The organism is Xanthomonas sp. WHRI 7945 (genome assembly GCF_035026585.1).
In genome coordinates, this window is sequence record NZ_JAYIQP010000008.1 from 128,146 (window position 1) to 148,124 (window position 19,979).

Annotated in this window: 18 protein-coding genes; 9 read left to right on the forward strand and 9 right to left on the reverse strand. The window is 70.1% G+C overall.

The genetic code is table 11. The features are described 5' to 3' along the window. Positions 1 to 18 precede the first annotated feature (18 nt). On the forward strand, positions 19 to 726 hold the full coding sequence (locus VDQ83_RS08900; RefSeq protein ID WP_455434633.1) for an SGNH/GDSL hydrolase family protein: 708 nt from the start codon (positions 19 to 21) through the stop codon (positions 724 to 726). 41 nt (positions 727 to 767) lie between these two features. On the opposite strand, the gene VDQ83_RS08905 is transcribed toward VDQ83_RS08900, so the two are convergent. From VDQ83_RS08905 to VDQ83_RS08915, 3 genes are all read right to left on the reverse strand, one after another. Beyond that, positions 768 to 2,048 carry a sensor histidine kinase gene (locus VDQ83_RS08905; RefSeq protein WP_455434634.1) on the reverse strand — a complete coding sequence of 427 codons (1,281 nt, stop codon included), beginning with the start codon at positions 2,046 to 2,048 and terminating at the stop codon, positions 768 to 770. A 107-nt stretch (positions 2,049 to 2,155) separates the two neighbouring features. Beyond that, complete coding sequence (locus VDQ83_RS08910) at positions 2,156 to 2,869, reverse strand: response regulator transcription factor (protein ID WP_003481607.1); 714 nt, start codon at positions 2,867 to 2,869, stop codon at positions 2,156 to 2,158. A 92-nt stretch (positions 2,870 to 2,961) separates the two neighbouring features. After that, positions 2,962 to 3,627, reverse strand: a complete 666-nt coding sequence (locus VDQ83_RS08915) for an arylesterase (RefSeq protein WP_309917021.1) — start codon at positions 3,625 to 3,627, stop codon at positions 2,962 to 2,964. Positions 3,628 to 3,752: 125 nt separating this feature from the next. Here VDQ83_RS08915 and VDQ83_RS08920 point away from each other — a divergent pair, with 125 nt between their 5' ends. The 3 genes from VDQ83_RS08920 (at position 3,753) to VDQ83_RS08930 (ending at position 7,349) form a co-directional block, all read left to right on the forward strand. Further along, on the forward strand, positions 3,753 to 4,355 hold the full coding sequence (locus tag VDQ83_RS08920) for an ABC transporter ATP-binding protein (protein ID WP_455434635.1): 603 nt from the start codon (positions 3,753 to 3,755) through the stop codon (positions 4,353 to 4,355). Continuing rightward, positions 4,352 to 6,841, forward strand: a complete 2,490-nt coding sequence (locus tag VDQ83_RS08925; protein ID WP_455434636.1) for an ABC transporter permease — start codon at positions 4,352 to 4,354, stop codon at positions 6,839 to 6,841. The genes VDQ83_RS08920 and VDQ83_RS08925 overlap by 4 nt, the downstream gene beginning before the upstream one ends. 274 nt (positions 6,842 to 7,115) lie before the next feature. Beyond that, positions 7,116 to 7,349: a hypothetical protein gene (locus VDQ83_RS08930; protein ID WP_455434637.1), complete on the forward strand. Its 234-nt coding sequence runs from the start codon at positions 7,116 to 7,118 to the stop codon at positions 7,347 to 7,349. Between the two features lie 106 nt (positions 7,350 to 7,455). On the opposite strand, the gene VDQ83_RS08935 is transcribed toward VDQ83_RS08930, so the two are convergent. From VDQ83_RS08935 to VDQ83_RS08955, 5 genes are all read right to left on the reverse strand, one after another. Beyond that, on the reverse strand, positions 7,456 to 8,385 hold the full coding sequence (locus VDQ83_RS08935; protein WP_455434638.1) for a DUF6607 family protein: 930 nt from the start codon (positions 8,383 to 8,385) through the stop codon (positions 7,456 to 7,458). Positions 8,386 to 8,432: 47 nt separating this feature from the next. After that, complete coding sequence (locus VDQ83_RS08940; protein ID WP_455434639.1) at positions 8,433 to 9,029, reverse strand: Hemin transport protein; 597 nt, start codon at positions 9,027 to 9,029, stop codon at positions 8,433 to 8,435. A 6-nt stretch (positions 9,030 to 9,035) separates the two neighbouring features. Next, positions 9,036 to 11,243 carry a TonB-dependent hemoglobin/transferrin/lactoferrin family receptor gene (locus VDQ83_RS08945; protein WP_455434640.1) on the reverse strand — a complete coding sequence of 736 codons (2,208 nt, stop codon included), beginning with the start codon at positions 11,241 to 11,243 and terminating at the stop codon, positions 9,036 to 9,038. Between the two features lie 179 nt (positions 11,244 to 11,422). Further along, positions 11,423 to 11,623: a hemin uptake protein HemP gene (gene hemP, locus VDQ83_RS08950; RefSeq protein WP_263397321.1), complete on the reverse strand. Its 201-nt coding sequence runs from the start codon at positions 11,621 to 11,623 to the stop codon at positions 11,423 to 11,425. A gap of 178 nt (positions 11,624 to 11,801) precedes the next feature. Further along, positions 11,802 to 12,773 (reverse strand): aldo/keto reductase, encoded by a 972-nt coding sequence (locus tag VDQ83_RS08955; protein ID WP_455434641.1) that lies wholly within the window; start codon positions 12,771 to 12,773, stop codon positions 11,802 to 11,804. 325 nt (positions 12,774 to 13,098) lie between these two features. Between VDQ83_RS08955 and VDQ83_RS08960 the strand changes: the two genes are divergently transcribed. The 5 genes from VDQ83_RS08960 (at position 13,099) to VDQ83_RS08980 (ending at position 17,989) form a co-directional block, all read left to right on the forward strand. Then, positions 13,099 to 14,397, forward strand: a complete 1,299-nt coding sequence (locus VDQ83_RS08960) for a NupC/NupG family nucleoside CNT transporter (protein WP_263397319.1) — start codon at positions 13,099 to 13,101, stop codon at positions 14,395 to 14,397. 46 nt (positions 14,398 to 14,443) lie between these two features. Further along, complete coding sequence (locus VDQ83_RS08965; protein WP_455434677.1) at positions 14,444 to 15,397, forward strand: ribokinase; 954 nt, start codon at positions 14,444 to 14,446, stop codon at positions 15,395 to 15,397. 78 nt (positions 15,398 to 15,475) lie between these two features. After that, positions 15,476 to 16,081: a DUF4893 domain-containing protein gene (locus VDQ83_RS08970; RefSeq protein WP_455434642.1), complete on the forward strand. Its 606-nt coding sequence runs from the start codon at positions 15,476 to 15,478 to the stop codon at positions 16,079 to 16,081. A 62-nt stretch (positions 16,082 to 16,143) separates the two neighbouring features. Beyond that, positions 16,144 to 17,142: a tRNA dihydrouridine synthase DusB gene (gene dusB / locus VDQ83_RS08975; RefSeq protein WP_263397317.1), complete on the forward strand. Its 999-nt coding sequence runs from the start codon at positions 16,144 to 16,146 to the stop codon at positions 17,140 to 17,142. Positions 17,143 to 17,164: 22 nt separating this feature from the next. Beyond that, positions 17,165 to 17,989 (forward strand): methyltransferase domain-containing protein, encoded by an 825-nt coding sequence (locus VDQ83_RS08980; protein ID WP_309916984.1) that lies wholly within the window; start codon positions 17,165 to 17,167, stop codon positions 17,987 to 17,989. 46 nt (positions 17,990 to 18,035) lie between these two features. On the opposite strand, the gene VDQ83_RS08985 is transcribed toward VDQ83_RS08980, so the two are convergent. Then, positions 18,036 to 19,106 carry a metal-dependent hydrolase gene (locus VDQ83_RS08985; RefSeq protein ID WP_455434643.1) on the reverse strand — a complete coding sequence of 357 codons (1,071 nt, stop codon included), beginning with the start codon at positions 19,104 to 19,106 and terminating at the stop codon, positions 18,036 to 18,038. Positions 19,107 to 19,979: the final 873 nt, after the last annotated feature.

The window sequence follows — 19,979 nt, forward strand, 5'->3', positions numbered from 1 at the left end:
GCAATTGGAGGCGCCCTCATGCCCCGTTCGCCGCTGCGCGCTGCGCTGCTCGCCACCTGCCTGTTCCTGCTGGGCCTGCATTCGGCCCTGGCGCTCACGCCGGCCGCCACGCCGAAGATTCCCGAACAGGTCTCCAACCCGGCCTGGGAAGAGGACATGCAGCGCTTCGCCCAGGCCGACGCCGCGCATCCGCCCAAGCCCGGCGGGGTGCTGTTCGTCGGCAGTTCCTCGATCCGCTTCTGGCAGTCGCTGGCCAGCGATTTCCCCGGCGTGGACACGCTCAACCGCGGCTTCGGCGGCTCGGAGATCCGCGACAGCACCTGGTATGCCGACCGCGTCGTGGTGCCGTACAAGCCGCGTCTGATCGTGTTCTATGCCGGCGACAACGACCTCAACAGCGGACGCAGCCCGCAGCAGCTGCACGAGGACTTCCTCGCCTTCGTGACGCGGGTGCGCCGCGATCTGCCGGGCGTGCGCATCGCCTACCTCGCGATCAAGCCCAGCCCGGCGCGCGCCGCGCTGCTGCCGAAAGTCACCGAGGCCAACGCGCTGATCCGCAAAGCGGCCAAAGGGCTGAAGCAGGTGGAGTTCATCGACGTGTACACGCCGATGCTCGGCAAGGATGGGCAGCCGCGCGCCGAACTGTTCGGCCCGGACCAGTTGCACATGAACGCGGCCGGCTATGCGCTGTGGCGCGACATCGTGCGGCCGTACCTCAAGCGCTGAGCGCGCCGCGCTGACGCCGACGATTCAGGCGATCCGGCCGCTCACTTGACCGGATCGAACCTGACCGTGGCGGTGGTGCCGCCGCCCTCGGCGCTCTCCAGCCCGATCCGCCAGCCGAAGCGCTCGCACAGCCGGCGCACGATCGACAGGCCCAGCCCGGTGCCCTGCGGGCGGTCCGGTTCGGCGCGGAAGAACGGTTCGAACGCGCGCTGCAGCGCTTCGGCGGACATGCCGATGCCGGTGTCGCGGATGCTGATACGGTCGGTGCCGATCTCGACCTCGATGCTGCCGGCGTCGGTATAGCTGCAGGCGTTGCGCAGCAGGTTGCTGACCACCACGTGCAGCACCCGCGGCGGCGCATGCAGGCGGGCAATGGTGAGCACCTTGACGGTCAAGGTCACCGGCTTGCCGGTCAGCAGCTCGCGTGCGTTCTCGGCTTCGTACTCGACCACGTCGGCGACCTCGAAGGTCTCGCTCTGCGGCACCACGTCCGCTTCGCGCGCCAGGATCAGGAACGCGTCGATCACCGCCTCCATGTCGCGGCCGGCGCGCTGGATGCGCTGCAGGCTGCGGCCCAGCCGCGGCGGCAGGTCCGGATCGGTCATCGCGATGTCGCTGGCGACGCGGATCACGGTCAGCGGCGTGCGCAGTTCGTGGCTGGCGTCGCGGGTGAAGTTGCGCTCGCGCGAAACGTGGTCGGTGACGCGCAGGGCCAGCGCATGCAGCGCGGCGGCCAACTGCCGCGATTCGCCCTGCACGTCGGCCGGCAGGTTTTCCGGCGCCAGGTCGGCGGTGGACGGATGCCGCGGATCCCATTGCGACACGCGCCGCGCCAGCCAGTTCACCGGCGACAGCAGGCGCCGCGAGGCGCGGTGGGTCAGCCAGCCGACCACCACCACCGCGATCAGGGTCAGCAGCGCCGGCACGATGCCGAACCAGAAGGCCAGCCGCTGCGCCTGCGCCCGCAGGAACACCAGGTACAGACGCCCCTGCTCGGTCTCCTCGACCAGCACCATCTCGCCGCCGGGGCGGTTCTCGTGCATGCCCGGGGCGAGGCCGCGCAGGCTGGCCGGCAGTGCGGCATCCGATTGCCCGGGCGACAGCAGATAACCGCGCAAGGTATGGCTATTGGGCGGCGGCTGCGACGGCGTTTGCGCGTGCAGGCGCCAGTAGTGCGCGGCTTCCTGGCGCATCACCGAGCCCACCAGCGAATGCTGCACCACCGCCACCACCAGATAGCTGCCCAAGGCGACGATGCATCCGGCGAACAGGATGCGGGCGATCAGGGCAAGGCGGATTTTGCGCGGCAAACCGTGCGGCATTACAGCTTCCGTGTTCTTTCGCCGCGATTATAGGCGGGCGGATCGTGAATCCGCCGTGCAAGCAGGCCCCGTTCCTGGGGCCTGTCGCGTGGCAAACCAGGGACCGCTCAACTCATCGGTTGGGCGATGTCGGCGATGCGGTAACCGGCGCTCTGCACGGTGTGCAGCAGCGGCCGGTCGAACGGCTTGTCGATGATCTTGCGCAGGTTGTACAGATGGCTGCGCAGCGTGTCCGAGTCGGGCAGGCCGTTGCCCCAGATCTCGCGCTCGATCTCCTGGCGGGTGACCACGCGCGGCGATTCGCGCATCAGGATGGTCAGCAGGCGCAGGCCGATCGGCGACAGCTGCAGCTCGGTGCCGGCGCGGGTGGCACGCATGCTCACCGGATCCAGCACCAGGTCGGCCACCTTCAGCACTTCCGAACCGACCTGGCGGCGCTCGCGGCGGATCAGCGCACGCAGGCGCGCTTCCAGTTCCTGGATCGCGAACGGCTTGGTCAGGTAGTCGTCGGCGCCGAAGCCCAGGCCGGTGAGCTTGTCGTCGAGCGTGTCGCGCGCGGTCAGCATCAGCACCGGCGTGGACTTGCGCGCGTCGTTGCGCAGACGGCGGCACACTTCGATGCCGTCCAGACGCGGCAGCATCAGGTCCAGCACCACCACGTCGTAGCTGTTCTCCGCGGCCAGGCGATACCCGTCCAGGCCGTCGCAGGCGTAATCCACTTCGAATCCGCGGCCTTCCAGGTACTCGCCGATCATCTCGGAGATATTGCGGTTGTCCTCGACGACCAGAACGAGTCCGGAGGTTTCCTTGGTCTGACGCATAGAGCTTCCTCAGTCTTCAGCTTTGTGAAACATGCCGGAAGCGAAGTGGTGATGGCGTGAAGAGCGCTTCATCTGCCTGACCGGCGCGAAAATCACCCGCCGATCAAGGGTTTGAGCTTGGGCCACACGTTGTCCAGCACCTTCGGCTGGCCGGCGGCGGTGGGATGCAGGCCGTCGTCCTGCATCAGCGCCGGGTTCAGCGCCACGCCTTCCAGCAGGAACGGCAACAGCCCGGTCTGGTACTGCTTGGCCAGGTCCGCGTAGATCGCGCGCAGCCGCTGCCGGTAGGCCGGCCCGTAATTCGGCGGCACGTCGATGCCCAGCAGCAGCACCTTGGCACCGGCGTCGCGGCTGAGCACGATCATCTTTTCCAGGTTGCCGCGCAGCTCGGCCGGGGTCAGCCCGCGCAGCGCGTCGTTGCCGCCGAGTTCGATCACCACCACCGCCGGCCGGTGCTTCTGCAGCAGCCCCGGCAGCCGGGTCAGCGCGCCCGAAGAGGTCTCGCCGCTGATGCTGGCATTGACTACGGCCGGTGGCGCCTGCATCTGTTGTTGCAGGCGGCGCTCCAGCAGCGCCACCCAGCCGGACTGGACCGGGATGTTGTGCGCAGCGCTGAGGCTGTCGCCGACCACCAGGATCGGGCCCGTCGCACCTTTGGCACAGGCGATGGCGGGCAACAGCAGACACCATGCCAAGCAGGCCAGGACCCAGGCGCTGCGCGCCCAGGCCGGCGTTCCTTTCGTATCGTTGCCACGCATCCGGAGATTTCCTCATCGACAGTCTGGCCCCCACTCCCCGCACCGGCATCGCGATCGACGTACGCGATGTCGGCAAATCCGTCAGCGGACCGGAGGGCACGGTCCACATTCTCGACAAGGTCGGATTGACCGTCGGTGAAGGCGACAGCGTCGCCATCGTCGGCGCCTCCGGTTCCGGCAAGACCACCCTGCTCGGCCTGCTCGCCGGGCTGGACCTGCCGACCCGGGGCGAGATCGTCCTGGCCGGGCAGTCGCTCAACGCGCTGGACGAGGAAGCGCGCGCGGCCTTGCGCGCGCGCGAAGTCGGCTTCGTGTTCCAGAGTTTCCACCTGCTGCCGTCGCTGACCGCGGCGGAAAACATCGCGCTACCGCTGGAACTGGCCGGGCGCGAGGATCCGGCGCGGGTGCGCGAGGTGCTGGAAGCGGTCGGGCTGACCGCGCGGGCGCGGCACTACCCACGGCAGCTGTCCGGCGGCGAGCAGCAGCGCGTGGCGCTGGCGCGCGCGTTCGTGGCGCGGCCGCGGATCCTGTTCGCCGACGAACCCACCGGCAGCCTGGACCAGGCCACCGGCCAGCAGATCAGCGACCTGCTGTTCGCACTCAACGCCGGCAGCGACACCACCCTGGTGCTGGTCACCCACGACCTGCGCCTGGCGCAACGCTGCGAGCACCGCTACCGGCTCGACCGCGGGCGCCTGGGCGTGGCCGAAGCGGTGGCCGAGGCATGAACGTACTGCGCCACGCCGCGCGCGCGCTGCGCCGCGAACTGTTCGCCGGCGACCTGCTGACCGTGTTCGCCGCGCTGGTGCTGGGCGTGGCGGTGATGACCGCGGTCGGCACCCTGGTCGATCGCGTCACCCTGGCGCTGACCGGCAGCGCCGCCGAGGTGATCGGCGGCGATCTCGGCGTCACCGGGCGCCAGGACATCCCCGACGCGTTCGCCGCCGAAGCGCAGCGCCGCGGCGTGCGCCATACGCGCCTGGTCAGCTTTCCCAGCGTGCTGTTCCATGGCGACGCCAGCCAGATGGCCAACATCAAGGCGGTCGCGGCCGGCTACCCGTTGCGCGGCGAACTGCTGGTCGCGCGCGACGCCGCCGGCGCCGGCAGCGAACGCGCCGGCCCGCCGCCGCGCGGCCAGGCCTATGCCGACCCGCGCCTGCTCGAGGCGCTGGGGCTGAAGCTCGGCGACGACCTGGAATTCGGCGCCGGCAGCTTGCGCGTGACCCGGGTATTGCGCGCCGAGCCGGACGCATCGGGCGAGTTGATGCAACTGTCGCCGCCGCTGTTGGTCAACCGCGCCGACGTCGACGCCGCCGGCCTGCTCGGCCCCGGCAGCCGCGCCTCGTACCGGTTGATGTTCGCCGGCGCGCCGGGCGAGATCGCCGCGCTGCGCGAATGGCTGGCGCCGCGCGCCAAGGCGTTCCGCCTGGTCGGCATCGAGGACACCCAGCGCGGCGTGCGCGGCGCCTTCGACCGCGCCGGGCGCTTCCTGGCCCTGGCCGCATTGCTGGCGGTGCTGCTGGCCGGCGTCGCCACCGCGCTGGCGGCCAACCGCTTCGCGCTGCGCCGCATCGACAACGTCGCCGTGCTGCGCTGCCTGGGCGCGCGCCAGCGCGACATCCTCGGCGCGCTGGCGCTGCAGTTGCTGCTGCTGGCGATCCCGGCCTGCGCGCTCGGCGTGGGCCTGGGCATGCTGGCGCAGATCGGCCTGGTCGAGGCGCTGGGCAGCCTGATCCCGAACCGGCTGCCGCTGCCGCAGGCGACCCCGGCGCTGGCCGGCGCCGGCATCGGCCTGTTGCTGCTGCTCGGCTTCGGCCTGCCGCCGCTGCTGCGGCTGCGCAACGTGCCGCCGATGCGCGTGCTCAACCGCAGCTTCGCCGCGCTGCCGCCGACCTCGCTGCTGGTCTACGCCGCGGCGCTGGTCGCCACCGTGGTGCTGGCGGTGTACGCCACCGGCGATGGCCTGCTCGCGGCCTGGGTGCTGGGCGGGCTGACCCTGCTGGCCGCGCTCGCCGCGGCGGTCGGCGGCCTGCTGCTGGCCCTGCTGCGGCGGCTGCAATCGCGCCTGCGCGGGCCGTGGAAGCTGGGCCTGGCGGCGCTGACCCGGCGCCGCGCGCTGAGCGTGGTGCAGTTGGTCGGGCTGTCGCTGTCGCTGTGCGCGTTGCTGCTGCTGGCGGTGATCGGGCCGGGTCTGCTTGGCCAGTGGCGCGACCGGCTGCCGGCGGACACGCCGAACTACTTCCTGATGAACATCCAGCCCGACCAGGCCGAGCACGTGCTCGCCACGCTGCGCGGGCTGGGCGTCGCCGACGCGGCGGTGGAGCCGTTCAGCACCGGCAAGCTGGTGGCGATCAACGGCAAGCCGCCGCAACGCCAGGACCAGGGACCGGACGACGCCGGCGATGGCGACGGCGTCGACCGGCCGATCAACTTCTCCTGGCGGCACGAATTCCCCGCCGCCAACCGCTTGCTGTCCGGGCGTTTCTGGGCCGCCGACAGTACCGCGGCGGAAGCCTCGGTGGAGGAAGCCTGGGCGCAACGCTACGGTCTGAAGCTCGGCGACCGCATCACCCTGCTGCTCGGCGAACAGCAGCGCAGCTTCACCGTGACCAGCATGCGCAAGGCCGACTGGGATTCGTTCCGGGTCAACTTCTTCCTGTTGCTCAACGCCGGTGCGGTGCAGGACGCGCCGTACAACCTGATCTCCGCGTTCCACCTGCCGCGCGGTTCCGCCGCGCAGCTGAGCGGGCTCAGCCGCACCTACCCGAATGTGTCGTTGCTGGACATCGACGCGATCCTGGGACGGGTGCGCGAAGTAATCGACCGCGTGGCGCAGGCGGTGCAGCTGGTGATGGGCTTCAGCCTGCTGGCTGGCGCGCTGGTGTTGCTGGCGGCACTGCAGGCCACCGCCGGCGAGCGCCGCTACGACAGCGCGGTGCTGCGCACGCTGGGCGCGCGCCGCGGCCAGTTGCGCGGCGCGGTGCTGGTGGAGTTCGGCGCGCTCGGCCTGCTCGCGGCGATCCTGGCGGTCGGCGCGGCGGCGGGCATCGGCGTGGTGGTGGCCAGGCAGGCGTTCGAACTGACGCTGTCGCCACCGTGGCCGGCGCTGCTGCTGGGCGGGATCGGCGGCGTGCTGCTGAGCCTGCTCGCCGGTTGGTCGGGCACGCGCCGCATCCTGCGCACGCCGCCGGCGCTGGCGCTGCGCGAGAACTGAGCGCGCCGTGTCCGCGGGCCGCGCGCCAGGACGCGCGTGGCCCGCCACGGCATGCCGGCCACTGCAACGCCGGCGACTTGCCGGCACACGCGGCGCTCCCGTGCACGACACGCTTGGCCGATGAGCGCTACCCCACTGCGCAACGGCGTGCCGTACCTGGCTGCATCCTGGCCGAGACCCGCAGCGGCCGTACTACATCGCGACCGCGCCGACGCCGCAGGCGCTCGATGGAGCGGCCAGGCGCCTGCGCGAACGCAACGGCGTGCGCGGACACATGGCAGCCCCGGTCGCGACTCTGGCGGTGTGGTACGAGGAATGCGAGAACGAAGCCGCCGCCTTGCTGCGCGCCGCGGAGATCTCCCGGCTCAGCCATTGCCGGCAGCGCCGCCTGATCGACTCGTTCAATCCGCAATGGCTGGACCTGAGCGGCATGTCGATCGGCTTCCCGCTCATCGTCACCTTGCCCGAGCGCAAGGGCCTGGGCTATCACTTGATGACCGACCTGTAGCCGTCGCCGCCGCGCACAGCCGCGCCGGGTTGCCTATGCCAGGCAGCGAAAAGGGAAGGCGCCAATGCCGGCCGCCTTCCCACCCTGGCTTCATCGGTGCGCGCGCTCAGCGTTCGGCGGGCGCCGGCTCCACCCACTGCGCGAACACCGCGGCGATCTTGGCATCGGCCACCGGCTTGCCCTGCTGCACCGCCTCGGCCTGCTCGAACAGCGGCATGATCATCGCCATGCCGTCGAGCTTGGTCTTCAGGTGCACGCCAGGCGGCTTGCCGAGGAACGCGTCCCAGTGCGCGCGCACCTTGGCCCAGTAGCCCTGCGTCGCCTTCCAGTAATCGTAGGCCGGCTTGAAGTCGACCTCGCCGGTCTTGGCGTAGTCGTTGAAGCCGAATTCGCGTGCGATCGGCTGCTGGCTGCCGTCGGGCTTGCGCAGCACCTTGGTATTGAACTGCTCGTGGGTCCAGCCGGCCGGGGTCAGCGTATGCCGGTTGATCACCGCCAGCGCGTTGTAGTCGCTGCGCTTGGTGTATTCGCGCCGCGGCAGCGGACGCCAGCTCAGGTCGCTGGTCCAGGTCGGATGGCCGTCGGCGTAGTCCCAGCGGCCGGTGCCGCAGTAGCGCGGCGCGTCGCTGACCTCGTACACGCACTGGGTCCACGCGCCGCGGGTGGCCGCGGCGGCGAGCGGGCGCACCTGCCAGGTCTGGTCGGCGCTGAACTCGAAACGCTGCGGCGCTTCGTAGCTCCAGTCCTGGCGCCAGTGCTTGGTCACGTGGCCGCTCTTGGTATCGACCAGCAGATGCTGCAGCACCACCTTGCGCGGGCTGTCCTCGACCACGATCACCACTTCGTTGGCGCCGCTGCGCATCGCCGGCGCACGCTCGTAGCCGGGCTTGAGCAGCACGGTCTCGTCGAAGGCGAAATCCACCAGGTACTCGCCCTGCATCGCCAGGATGCTGACGCGGTCGCGTTGCGGATCGGCGTCCTGGGCTTGGGCCAGGCCGGTAGCGGCGAGCAGGAGCAGCAGAAGCGGTGATTTCATCGTCGTGGTCGGTCGCGGTAGCTGAGAAAGAGAGGAGGAAACGCGCCCTACAGGCGCAGCACTGGCCAAGGCCGTTGTGGATCGTGACGCGTAGTCGGCAGGCCGGCGCGGGCGCAGCAGCAGTCGTCGACCAGCACTTCGCCCTCGGCCGCTTCCAGCCGCGCGATGCGCCGGGCGATGCTGGCGCCCAGCGGCGACACGCTGGCGACGCTGGCCGCCAGTTCGCCGTCGCTCGCATGCAGGCGCAGCGCCCGCGCACGCCAGCTGTCGCCGCTCAGGCGGCCGGCCACGCGCCGCCACAGGCGTTCGGCAACGCCGCCATCGGCGCCGCCGCTGTGGACCGCGGGCAGCGCCGACAGCAATGCGTCCCAGGCGACGAAATCGCTGTCCGGCAGCAGGTACAGGCGCCAGCAGCAGCGTTCCTGGCGATCGTAGAAGCACAGGCTTTCGAGCAATCCGTCGCTGTCCACGCCGAGCTGCGCGCCGACGCGCAGCGCATGGTTCCAGCCCATCAGTTCCGTGCCCAGCTGCGCGCGGTACAGGCACAGCACGGTACCCAGTGCGGCCAGCTGCGCCGGGCGCGGCAGCGGCGCGGATGCGGCGATCCGGGTCGCGTCGGTGGTCGCTGGCGCCGCCTTGCCCATGCGCCGCTACCAGTCCAGCGCCAGGCTGACCGAGACGTTGCGCCCGGCGCCGGTATAGCGGTCGAGCACCGTGCTGCTGGCCAGCGTCGCGCCGGGCAGCGCGTTCCAGTCGATGTAGCGGCGATCGGCCAGGTTGAACACGCCGACGTTGAGCTTGGCGCCGGGGGTGAAGTTCCAGTGCGCCAGCAGGTCCAGCGTCGCGTAGCCGGACGGCGTGTAGTACGTGGCCAGCGCCGGGCGCTTCTTCTTCGCCACGACGGTGCCGACCAGTTGCGCGCCCCAGGTGTCGCGGTCGTAGGCCAGGCCGAGCACGCCGCGCAGCGGGTCGATCGCGTTCAGCGGCGCGTCGTCGGTCTTGTTGTCGCCGCGCGCATACGCGGCGCTGGAGTGCAGCGACCAGCCGGCCCAGCGCGCGGACAGCGCGCCGAAATCGACGCCGGCCTTGGCCTCCACGCCCTTGATCACCACGTGGTCGACGTTGCGCGACTGGTACAGCATCAGGCCGTCGGCGTTGAAGCCGACGAAGCTGTAGGACTCGATGAAATCGCGGTAGTCGTTGTAGTAGCCGCTCAGGCCGAAATAGCCGGCGGCGCTGGCGTAGCGCAGGCCCAGTTCGCCGCCCTTGCTGGTTTCCGGCTTCAGGTCGGGATTGGCGATCGCGGTGTAGCCGACCACCAGGTTGGTGAAGCCGATATTGACGTCGTTGTACGGCGGCGCGCGGAACCCGTGCGCGTAGTTGGCGTACAGCGACCACGCATCGTCGATGCGCCAGATCGCGCCGAGCTTGGGCGAGACGTTGCTGTCGGTGACCTTCTTCGCCGCCACGCCGGGGTTGTCGTTGGCGAAGATCGCATCGACCTGCGGCGACAGCCGGTAGTAGTCCACGCGCAGGCCCGGGATCAGGCTGAAGCGGCCGTCGGCCATGCGCATCTCGTCCTGCAGGTAGGCGCCGGCCTTGGTGGTCTCGGTGACCGGGAAGTCGCGCACCGGGAACGTCTCCAGACCCACCGTCTTGCTGATCGCGCCGCTGCCCAGGTTCTGCGTGTAGCCGTCGCGCTTCTCGTGGGTATCGTTCCACGACAGGTCGATGCCGTAGCTGATGTCGTGGACCACGCTGCCCTGGTCGACGTGCTTGTGCAGGTTGGCCTGCAGCCCGTACAGGCGCTGGTCGAAGTTGTGCTCGGTGTGGCGCAGGGTGTTGTTGCTGCGGCGCTCGTTGGTGCGCTGCAGGCTCTCGCTGTCCTGCCGGTACAGCTGCCACTGCAGGTCGTCGGCGAGCAGCGTGTCGAGCTGGTCCACCTCGTGGGTCAGCGACACGCGGGCGCGGGTCTGGTGGTCGCGGCCGCGCTGCGACAGGATGCTGGAGGTGACGCTGCTCAGCGCGTCGATGCGGCCGTAGTCCTCGTTGCCTTCCACGGTGAGCTTGAAGCGCTGGTTCGCGCTCGGCGCGTAGACCAGCTTGCTGAGCAGGCTGCGGCCGTCGCTGCTGAGCGGATTGGGCGTCGTGCGCGCCGCGCCGGTGCTGCGGTTGTCGCCCTGGGTCTCGCTTTCCTGGCCCTGGCGGTGGCTGACCGCGGCCATGCCACTCCAGCGCTCGCCGCCGAAGGCGACCAGCGCGCCGCCGAACAGGCCGTCCCACTCGCTCTCGTAGCCGAACTTCAGCCCCACGTAGCTGTGCTTGCCCGGCGCCAGGTAGTCGGCCGGATCCTTGGTGACGTAGGCGACCACGCCGCCAAGCGCGTCCGAGCCGTACAGCGAGCTGGCCGGGCCGCGCACGATCTCGACCCGCTTGAGCGTCTCCATGTCGACGAAGTTGCGGTTGGCGTTGAGGTAGCTGCCGAAGCTGAAGGTGTCCGAGACCGGGATGCCGTCGGTCTGGATCAGCACGCGGTTGCCGTCCAGGCCGCGGATGCGGATGCCGCCGACGCCGCTGAAGCGGCCGCTGTTGCCGGTGACCGACACGCCCGGCGTGTAGCGCAGCAGGTCCTTCAGGTCGTAGACCAGTTCCTGGTCCATCTGCTCGCGGTCGATCACGTCGACGCTGCTGGGCACGTCCACGATCGCGCGCTGGGTGCGGGTGGCGGTGACCTGCAGGCGATCGAAATCGCGCGGGGTGGCGGCATCGGCTGAAGCGGCTGAAGCGGCGGGGGCGGCATGTGCGCAGGCGGCCAGGGCCAGCCACAGCGCACCGGTGAGCGGAGCGGTACGGAGCATAGGAGTCATCGGGTGGGTCGCGAAAAGACCTCGGCCAAGCCGGCCCAGGGGCCGGCGCGCGGGCCGAGGGGGAGAAAACGATCGCGACTGCGGGGCGGCCGCGGCGGGACCATGGGTCCGGCCAGGTGGCGGCAGTGTCGAGCGGTGGCCCGGCCGCGCATCGCGCGACCGGGCGGGGATCACTTGGTCAGGATCAGCTTGTCGTTGCTGGTGTGGCGCAGGCGATAGACGCGGTCGCCGTGCTGGATCAGCACCTCGCGGCGCCCTTTCAGCAGCGCCTCGCTGCTGATCGTCTCTTCGGCCGGAACCGCGCGCGGCAGCGAGCGCTCGCGCAGGCTCAGGGTTTCGGGGTGACGCAACAGGACGGGTTGAGCGGTCATGGTCGGGCTCCGTACACAGGGGTCGATACGGATGATAATGATTCTCAATAATTAAGCAAGAGCCGTTCTCGTTTGTGGAGATTCAAGCTGCGAATCGAAATTTGGATATTGAAAGCTCTTGAGAATGCCTGCCAGCGCGTGTCCGAAGGCCGCGCCGGCATTCGATCCGGTTCCCGACTCAGGCCACCGCCGCCTCGACTCGCGCCCACCACGCCGGGTCCTCGCGCGCGGCCAGCGGCAGCGCGTCGAAGTTCTCCAGCAACTGCGGGACGCGGCTGGCGCCGAGGATCACCGTGGACACGTGCGGATTGCGCAGGCACCACGCGATCGCCAAGGCCGCCGGCGCCACGCCTTCCGCGGCCGCCAGCGCGGTGAAGGCGCGCGCGCGCTCCACGCGGCGCTGCTCCGGCGGGCCGATCACCTCGTCGTGCAGCCAGGCGTTGCCGGCCTGGCCCAGCCGCGAGGCTGGATCGATGCCGTCGTTGTACTTGCCGGTCAGCAGGCCCGAGGCCAGCGGCGACCAGATCGTGGTGCCCAGGCCCAATTCGGCGTACAGCGGCGCGTATTCCTGCTCCACGCGCTGGCGGTGCAGCAGGTTGTACTGCGGCTGCTCCATCGACGGCCCCTGCAGGCCCAGCGCCTGCGCCAGCTGCGCGGCCTCGCGGATGCGCGCGGCCGGCCATTCGGAGGTGCCCCAGTACAGCACCTTGCCCTGCCGGACCAGCGCGTCCATCGCGCGCACGGTTTCCTCGACCGGGGTGTCGGCATCGGGGCGGTGGCAGTAGTACAGGTCCAGGTAGTCCACCCGCAGCCGCTTCAACGCGGCGTGGCAGGCGTCGGTGACGTGCTTGCGCGACAACCCGCGCTGGGTCGGGCGCGGCGCGTCGACCGCGCCGAAGTACACCTTGCTGGACACGCAATAGCCATCGCGCGGCAACCGCAGGTCGGCGATCACGTCGCCCATCACCTGCTCGGCGCGGCCCTGCGCGTAGACCTCGGCGTTGTCGAAGAAGTTGACGCCATGGTCCCAGGCGGCGGCGATCAGGTTGCGCGCTTCATCGCGGCCGATCTGCCCGCCGAAGTTGATCCAGGCGCCGAACGACAGCGCCGACAGCTGCAATCCGGTGGCACCGAGGCGACGGTAATGCATGCGGACTCCTCCTGATACGGGCCGGCGAAGGTGGCCGGCGGACGGTCGCACAGTGTAGCGAGGGGGCCGACATGTGGCGGCACGCTGCGGCCGGGCCGGGTGCGCGGAAACCGCTCCCAAACTGGAACGCTGGCCCAAGAACGCGCCCGCGGTCGGTTCGCCCGAACGGCCACGGCACCCGCCCGGATGCCCGGCGCGACCCGCATCTGGAATGGCCGACATGCTCCAGCGCCAGGTTTTCCGGCGCTGAACGGGGTTTACCTTGCCGCCCGTCACCCCCTGCACTAGGCTTCCTCTCTTTGGTCCGGCGATCCAGGGGAAGCAGATGGTCGAGGGTTTGGGGAGGATCGGCTTCGGCCTGTTCGGGTTGGCGGTGTTGATCGGGATCACCTGGTTGTTCTCGAACAACAAGCGCGCGGTCGATTGGAAGCTGGTCGCGACCGGCCTGATCCTGCAGATCGCCTTCGCTTCGCTGGTGCTGCTGGTGCCGGGCGGACGCGAGGTGTTCGACTGGCTGGGACAGCTGTTCGTGAAGGTGCTGAGCTTCGTCAACGAAGGCTCCAACTTCATCTTCGGCAGCCTGATGGACACCACCAGCAACGGCTTCATCTTCGCCTTCCAGGTGCTGCCGACGATCATCTTCTTCTCGGCGCTGATGGGCGTGCTGTATCACCTCGGGGTGATGCAGGCGGTGGTGCGGGTGATGGCCTGGGCGATCACCAAGGTGATGCGCGTGTCCGGCGCGGAGACCACCAGCGTCTGCGCCAGCGTGTTCATCGGCCAGACCGAGGCGCCGCTGACGGTGCGGCCCTACATCCCGAAGATGACCGAGTCCGAACTGCTGACGATGATGATCGGCGGCATGGCGCATATCGCCGGCGGCGTGCTGGCCGCCTACGTGGGCATGCTCGGCGGCAGCGATCCGGCGCAGCAGGCGTTCTACGCCAAGCACCTGCTGGCCGCGAGCATCATGGCAGCGCCGGCGACGCTGGTGGTGGCCAAGCTGCTGATCCCGGAGACCGGCACCCCGCTGACCCGCGGCACGGTCAAGATGGAAGTGGAAAAGACCACCAGCAACATCATCGACGCGGCCGCCGCCGGCGCCGGCGACGGCCTGCGCCTGGCGTTGAACATCGGCGCGATGCTGCTGGCCTTCATCGCGCTGATCGCGCTGGTCAACGCGCCGCTGACCTGGCTCGGCGACGCCACCGGCCTGGCCGCGGCGATCGGCCGCCCGACCAACCTGTCCACCATCTTCGGCTATCTGCTGGCGCCGATCGCGTGGGTGATCGGCACGCCGTGGGCGGATGCGACCACGGTCGGCTCGCTGATCGGGCAGAAGGTGGTGATCAACGAATTCGTGGCGTACAGCGAGCTGTCGAAGATCGTCAAGGGCGAGATCCCCGGCATGCAGCTGAGCAGCGAAGGCCGGCTGATCGCCACCTACGCGCTGTGCGGCTTCGCCAACTTCAGTTCGATCGCGATCCAGATCGGCGGCATCGGCGGCCTGGCCCCGGAGCGCCGCCAGGACCTGGCGCGGTTCGGCCTGCGCGCGGTGCTGGGCGGTTCGATCGCCACCTTCATGACCGCCACCATCGCCGGCGTGCTGTCGCACTTCGGCTGATGCAGTCCCTCTTTCCCCAGTTCCCGTTGAGAAGCAGCACATGCCTATGAGTTCGGTCATCGTCGTCGGTTCGTTCAATGTCGACCACGTCTGGCGCTGCGAAACCCTGCCCGCCGCCGGCGCCACCATCGCCGGCCGCTACAGCACCGGCCCCGGCGGCAAGGGCTTCAACCAGGCGGTCGCGGCGGCGCGTGCCGGCGCCCGCACCACCTTCGTCTGCGCGCTCGGCGACGACGCCGGCGGCGCAATGGCGCGCGCGCTCGCGGCGCAGGACGGGATCGACCTGGCCGCCGAGGCCAGCACCGAGCCGACCGGCACCGGCGGCATCTACGTCGACGGCCACGGCCGCAACACCATCGTCATCGGCGCCGGCGCCAACGCCGCGCTGAGCCTGGACTTCGTGCAGGCGCAACGCGCGCTGCTGGGCTCGGCGCGGGTGTTGCTGGCGCAGCTGGAATCGCCGATCGAGACCATCGAGGGCACCTTGGCGCTGGCGCGCGAGACCGGCCTGACCACGGTGCTCAACGCGGCGCCGGCCAATGCGCAGACCAGCATCGGCCTGCTCAAGCTGGCCGACGTGCTGACCCCGAACGAGACCGAGTTCGCCGCGCTGCTGGCGCGCCACGTCGGCGAGCGCGTGGAGGCCGACGACGTCGCCGCGGTCGACGGCGGCAGCCTGCACGCGCTGTGCCGCAAGCTGCTGCCGGGCGGCACCGTGGTGGTGACGCTGGGCGCGGTGGGCGCGTTCATCTCGCATCCCGACGAGCGCATGCGCGGCGACACCCAGCCGTACTACCGCATCGGCGCCGAGTCCGCGCAGACCGTGGACACCACCGGCGCCGGCGATGCCTTCAACGGCGCGCTGGTGGCCTCGCTGGCGCAGTCGCCGAACGCCAGCTTCGCCACCCACGTGCGCTTCGCCAACCATTACGCGGCGCGTTCGACCGAGGCCGAAGGCGCTGCGGCGTCGATGCCCGCGCTGGTGCCCGACGTCGGCTGATCACGCCGGCACTATCCACACAAGCTCCGCCAAAGTGCACGTCGCCGCGGCGGGCATGCATCCGACAAGGAGTTCCCGATGCCACGTTTTCCCGTCAGTTCGCTCGTCGCGCTATGCGCCTTGTTGGCACCGCTGTCCGCGGCCGCCGCGCCACGCTGCGACTGGAACAGCATCGCCGCCGACGCCGACCGCGCCACCGTCACCGCGTCGGTACGCACCCTGCAGCAGGCGATCGCGCCGCGCTACGAGGAAGCCGATCTGGAGGCCGGGGCGGCACTGGCACGCGGCCTGCTGCAGCGCGCGCAGTCACCGCAGGCGCCGGGCAAGCTGGAAGGCCGCTGGAAGGTGCGCTCGATCCAGGTCGATCGCGGTTTCGCCTATGCCTATCCGTACTTCAAGGCCGAGATCGGCGCCGATCCGTGCGGCTACCGCCTGAGCAAGACCAGCGGCTCGCAGCGCAGGAGCGGCACGCTGTATCCGCTGGCCAGCGGCAGCCCCGCATTCGCGTTCCTGGGCGCCAGCACCGTCAACGACGAGCCGCAAGGTCGCTATGCGCCCGGCAACGTCTCCGACGGCACCCATGGCAACAGCGTCGGGCGCCTGGTCGCGCTCGGGCCGGACGAACTGCTGCTGATCCTGGACGGCAACGCCGACGGCTTCGAGCTGTACCAGCTGATCCGCTGAGCGATTGCGCCGGCGCCGGCCGCGCAGTTGGCAGCGGCCGCGGCGGCGGCGACAATGGCCGCATGCGCATCGGCCCCTACACGATCGAACCGAAGGTGATCCTGGCGCCGATGGCCGGGGTCACCGACAAGCCGTTCCGGCTGCTGTGCAAGCGCCTGGGCGCCGGCCTGGCGGTGTCGGAAATGACCATCTCCGATCCGCGCTTGTGGCAGACCCGCAAATCGCTGCAGCGCATGGACCACGCCGGCGAACCGGACCCGGTCAGCGTGCAGATCGCCGGCACCGAGCCGCAGCGACTGGCCGAGGCGGCGCGCTACAACGCCGACCACGGCGCGCAGCTGATCGACATCAACATGGGGTGTCCGGCGAAGAAGGTGTGCAACGCCTGGGCCGGCTCGGCGCTGATGCGCGACGAGGCGCTGGTGGCGCGCATCCTCAGCGCGGTGGTGAACGCCTCGCCGGTGCCGGTGACGCTGAAGATCCGCACCGGCTGGGATTGCGACCACCGCAACGGCCCGGCCATCGCCCGCATCGCCGAGGATTGCGGCATCGCCGCGCTGGCCGTGCACGGCCGCACCCGCGACCAGCACTACAGCGGCCAGGCCGAATACGCCACGATCGCGCAGATCAAGGCCGCGCTGCGCATCCCGGTGATCGCCAACGGCGACATCGACTCGCCGCACAAGGCCGCGCAAGTGCTGGCCGCGACCGGCGCCGACGCGGTGATGGTCGGCCGCGCCGCGCAAGGCCGGCCGTGGATCTTCGGCGAGATCGCGCACTACCTGGCGAGCGGCGAGCTGCTGCCGGCGCCGCCGCTGCAGTTCGTGCGCGACACCCTGCTCGGCCACCTGCAGGCGCTGCACGATTTCTACGGCGAAGCTCAGGGCGTGCGCATCGCGCGCAAGCACCTGGGCTGGTACGCCAAGGACCGCCCCGAAAACGCGGCGTTCCGCGCCGTGGTCAACCGCGCCGAGACCGCGCAGGCGCAGCTGGCGCTGACCGCCGACTATTTCGACGCGCTGATCGCCGGCGTGCCGCCCGCCTTGCCCGCGGCGGCCTGAGCGCCGCCGCCAGGAGCACGCCATGAGTACGCCCACGCCGCCCACCTATCTGCATGGCTTTTCCGGCACCGAGCAGGCGCGGCTGCTGAAACAGGCGCGCCTGCTCGAAGCCACGCTGTTCAACCAGATCGACTACACCGGCGCGCGGCGCCTGCTGGAAGTGGGCAGCGGCGTCGGCGCGCAGACCGAGGTCCTGCTGCGCCGCTTTCCCGACCTGCACGTGACCGGCGTGGACCTCAGCGAGGTGCAACTGCAGGCCGCGCGCGACAACCTGCAGCGCATGCCGTGGTGTCGCGAACGCTACACCCTGCAGCAGGCCGATGCCGGCGACCTGCCGTTCGAGCCGCGCAGCTTCGATGCCGGATTCCTGTGCTGGGTACTGGAACACGTGCCGTCGCCGGCGCGGGTACTGAGCGAAGTGCGGCGCGTGCTGGCGCCGGGGTCGCCGGTATACGTGACCGAGGTGATGAACGCCTCGTTCCTGCTGCATCCGTATTCGCCAAACGTGTGGCGCTACTGGATGGCGTTCAACGACTTCCAGTACGACCACGGCGGCGATCCGTTCGTCGGCGCCAAGCTGGGCAACCTGCTGTTGGCCGGCGGTTACCGCGACGTCAGCACCGAGATCAAGACGCTGCACCTGGACAACCGCGAGCCGGCCCGGCGCAAGACCATGATCGCCTTCTGGGAAGAAGTGCTGCTGTCCGCCGCCGAGCGGCTGCTGCAGGCCGGCGCGGTCGGCGAGGACACCGTGGCCGGCATGCGCCGGGAGATGGCGCAGGTGCAGAGCGATCCGGACGCGGTGTTCTTCTATTCGTTCGTGCAGGCGCGCGCGACGGTCTACTGACCGCCGCCGCGGTGCGCCCGCGGGACCAGGTGCACGCCCGGCGCGCTCAGTGCGCGGCAGGCGCCGCCGCGCCGACCGGCGTGGCCGCTGCCGGTTCGGTCCAGATCCGCCGCCACATCTTCGCCAGCGCGGCGCGGATCTGCCCGCGCGCCACCGGCGCGCGGTACGCGGCCTGCAGCTGGCGCGGTTCGATCGCCTGCCAGCCGCCGCCCTGCTGCCGGGCCACCGCGAAGTTGAAGTTGTAGTCCGGCTCCAGGCCCATGCGCAGGTCGCTGAGGACCAGCTCGCCGTCCTTGACCTGGGCGCGCATGAAGCCGCGGTTGAACCAGCTCAGCCGCTGCACCGCCGGCAGCGCGCGCACTTCGCCCAGCGCCTGGGTGTTGGACGGAAAGCCCTGGAAACGCATCGGTCCGTTGTCGGCGACCAGCGAGCGTTCGCCGATCACGTAGCCGCCCGGGGTCATCGCCACCACCCGCCACAGCAGCGTGTTGAACGGCATCGGCACCGAGAAGCGCGGCGCGTGCTGCAGGCCCATCGCCGCCAGCGCGCGGTCGGCCTGGCGATCGACCAGGTGCTTGGCCAGCAACGACCAGCCCAGGTAGGCGCTGCTCAGGATCAGCCCGGCCAACAGCGCCTGCTGCGCGACGCGCCGCGTGTGCCCCCACCAGGCGATGGCGCAGGCCAGGATCAGCCACAGCGTGTAGCCCGGATCGATGATGAAGACGCTGGACCACATCGCCGGCGGCGGCCGCAGCGGCCACCACAGCTGGGTGCCGTAGACGGTGAACGCATCGAGCAGCGGATGGGTGATCAGCGCCAACTGGATCGCCCAGAACCAGCGTTGCGGCGCTGCGGCCACGCGGCCATGGCCGAAGCGCCGGTACAGCCACCAGATCAGCCAGCCGAGCAACGGCAGCACGAACAGCGAATGGCTGAAGCTGCGGTGCACCGTCATCAGCGTGACCGGATCGCGGGTCAGCGGCAGCAGGAGCAGCGAATCCAGGTCCGGCATGGTACCGAGCGCGGCGCCGGCGAGCAGCGCGGCGCGGCGATGCGCCGCGGGAGTGATGACGGCGGCGACGGCGGCGCCGAGCACGATCTGGGAGAGGGAGTCCATCGGGCGATGCTAGCAGGCGATGGGGCATCCGCGATCTGAAGCAACCGCGAGACCACCGCTGCCAAAGGACAGCGGCCGATCAGTGTGGTGCACTCCGCTTGGCCTCGGGCCATCGGCCCGGAGCGCTTCCAGGACGAGCCTGCTTGCTGGCTTCGCTTGTCGCGGTTGAAAACGCTCCTAACAGGGCTTGCGGCGGGACCGCTGCACTGTGGAAGAGGCTTCGGCCCGAACGGCATACGACACCGCAAGGCCTACCGCTCCGTTCGTCGCGGCTGAAGTCGCTCCTGCAGGGATTGCGAAGACGGCTGGGTGCACTGTGGGAGGGACTTCAGTCCCGACTGCATCCAGGCTGGCAAGCATTGCCGCTTCGTTCGTCGCGGCTGAAGCCGCTCCTACAGGGATTGCGAAGACGGCTGGGTGCATTGTGGGAGGGACTTCAGTCCCGACTGCATGCAGGCTGGCAAGCATTGCCGCTTCGTTCGTCGCGGCTGAAGCCGCTCCTGCAGGGATTGCGAAGACGGCTGGGTGCACTGTGGGAGGAACTTCAGTCCCGACTGCATGCATGCTGGCATGCATTGCCGCTTCGTTCGTCGCGGCTGAAGCCGCTCCTGCAGGGCTTGCGAAGACGGCTGGCTGCACTGTGGCAGGGACTTCAGTGCCGGCTGCATGCAGGCTGGCATGCATTGCCGCTTCGTTCGTCGCGGCTGAAGCCGCTCCTACAGGGATTGCGAGACGACTGGGTGCACTGTGGGAGGGACTTCAGTCCCGACTGCATGCAGGCTGGCAAGCATTGCCGCTTCGTTCTTCGCGGCTGAAGCCGCTCCTGCAGGTGAAGCCTGGCGCGAGCGGGTGAGAACGTCGCCGTCGCAATTC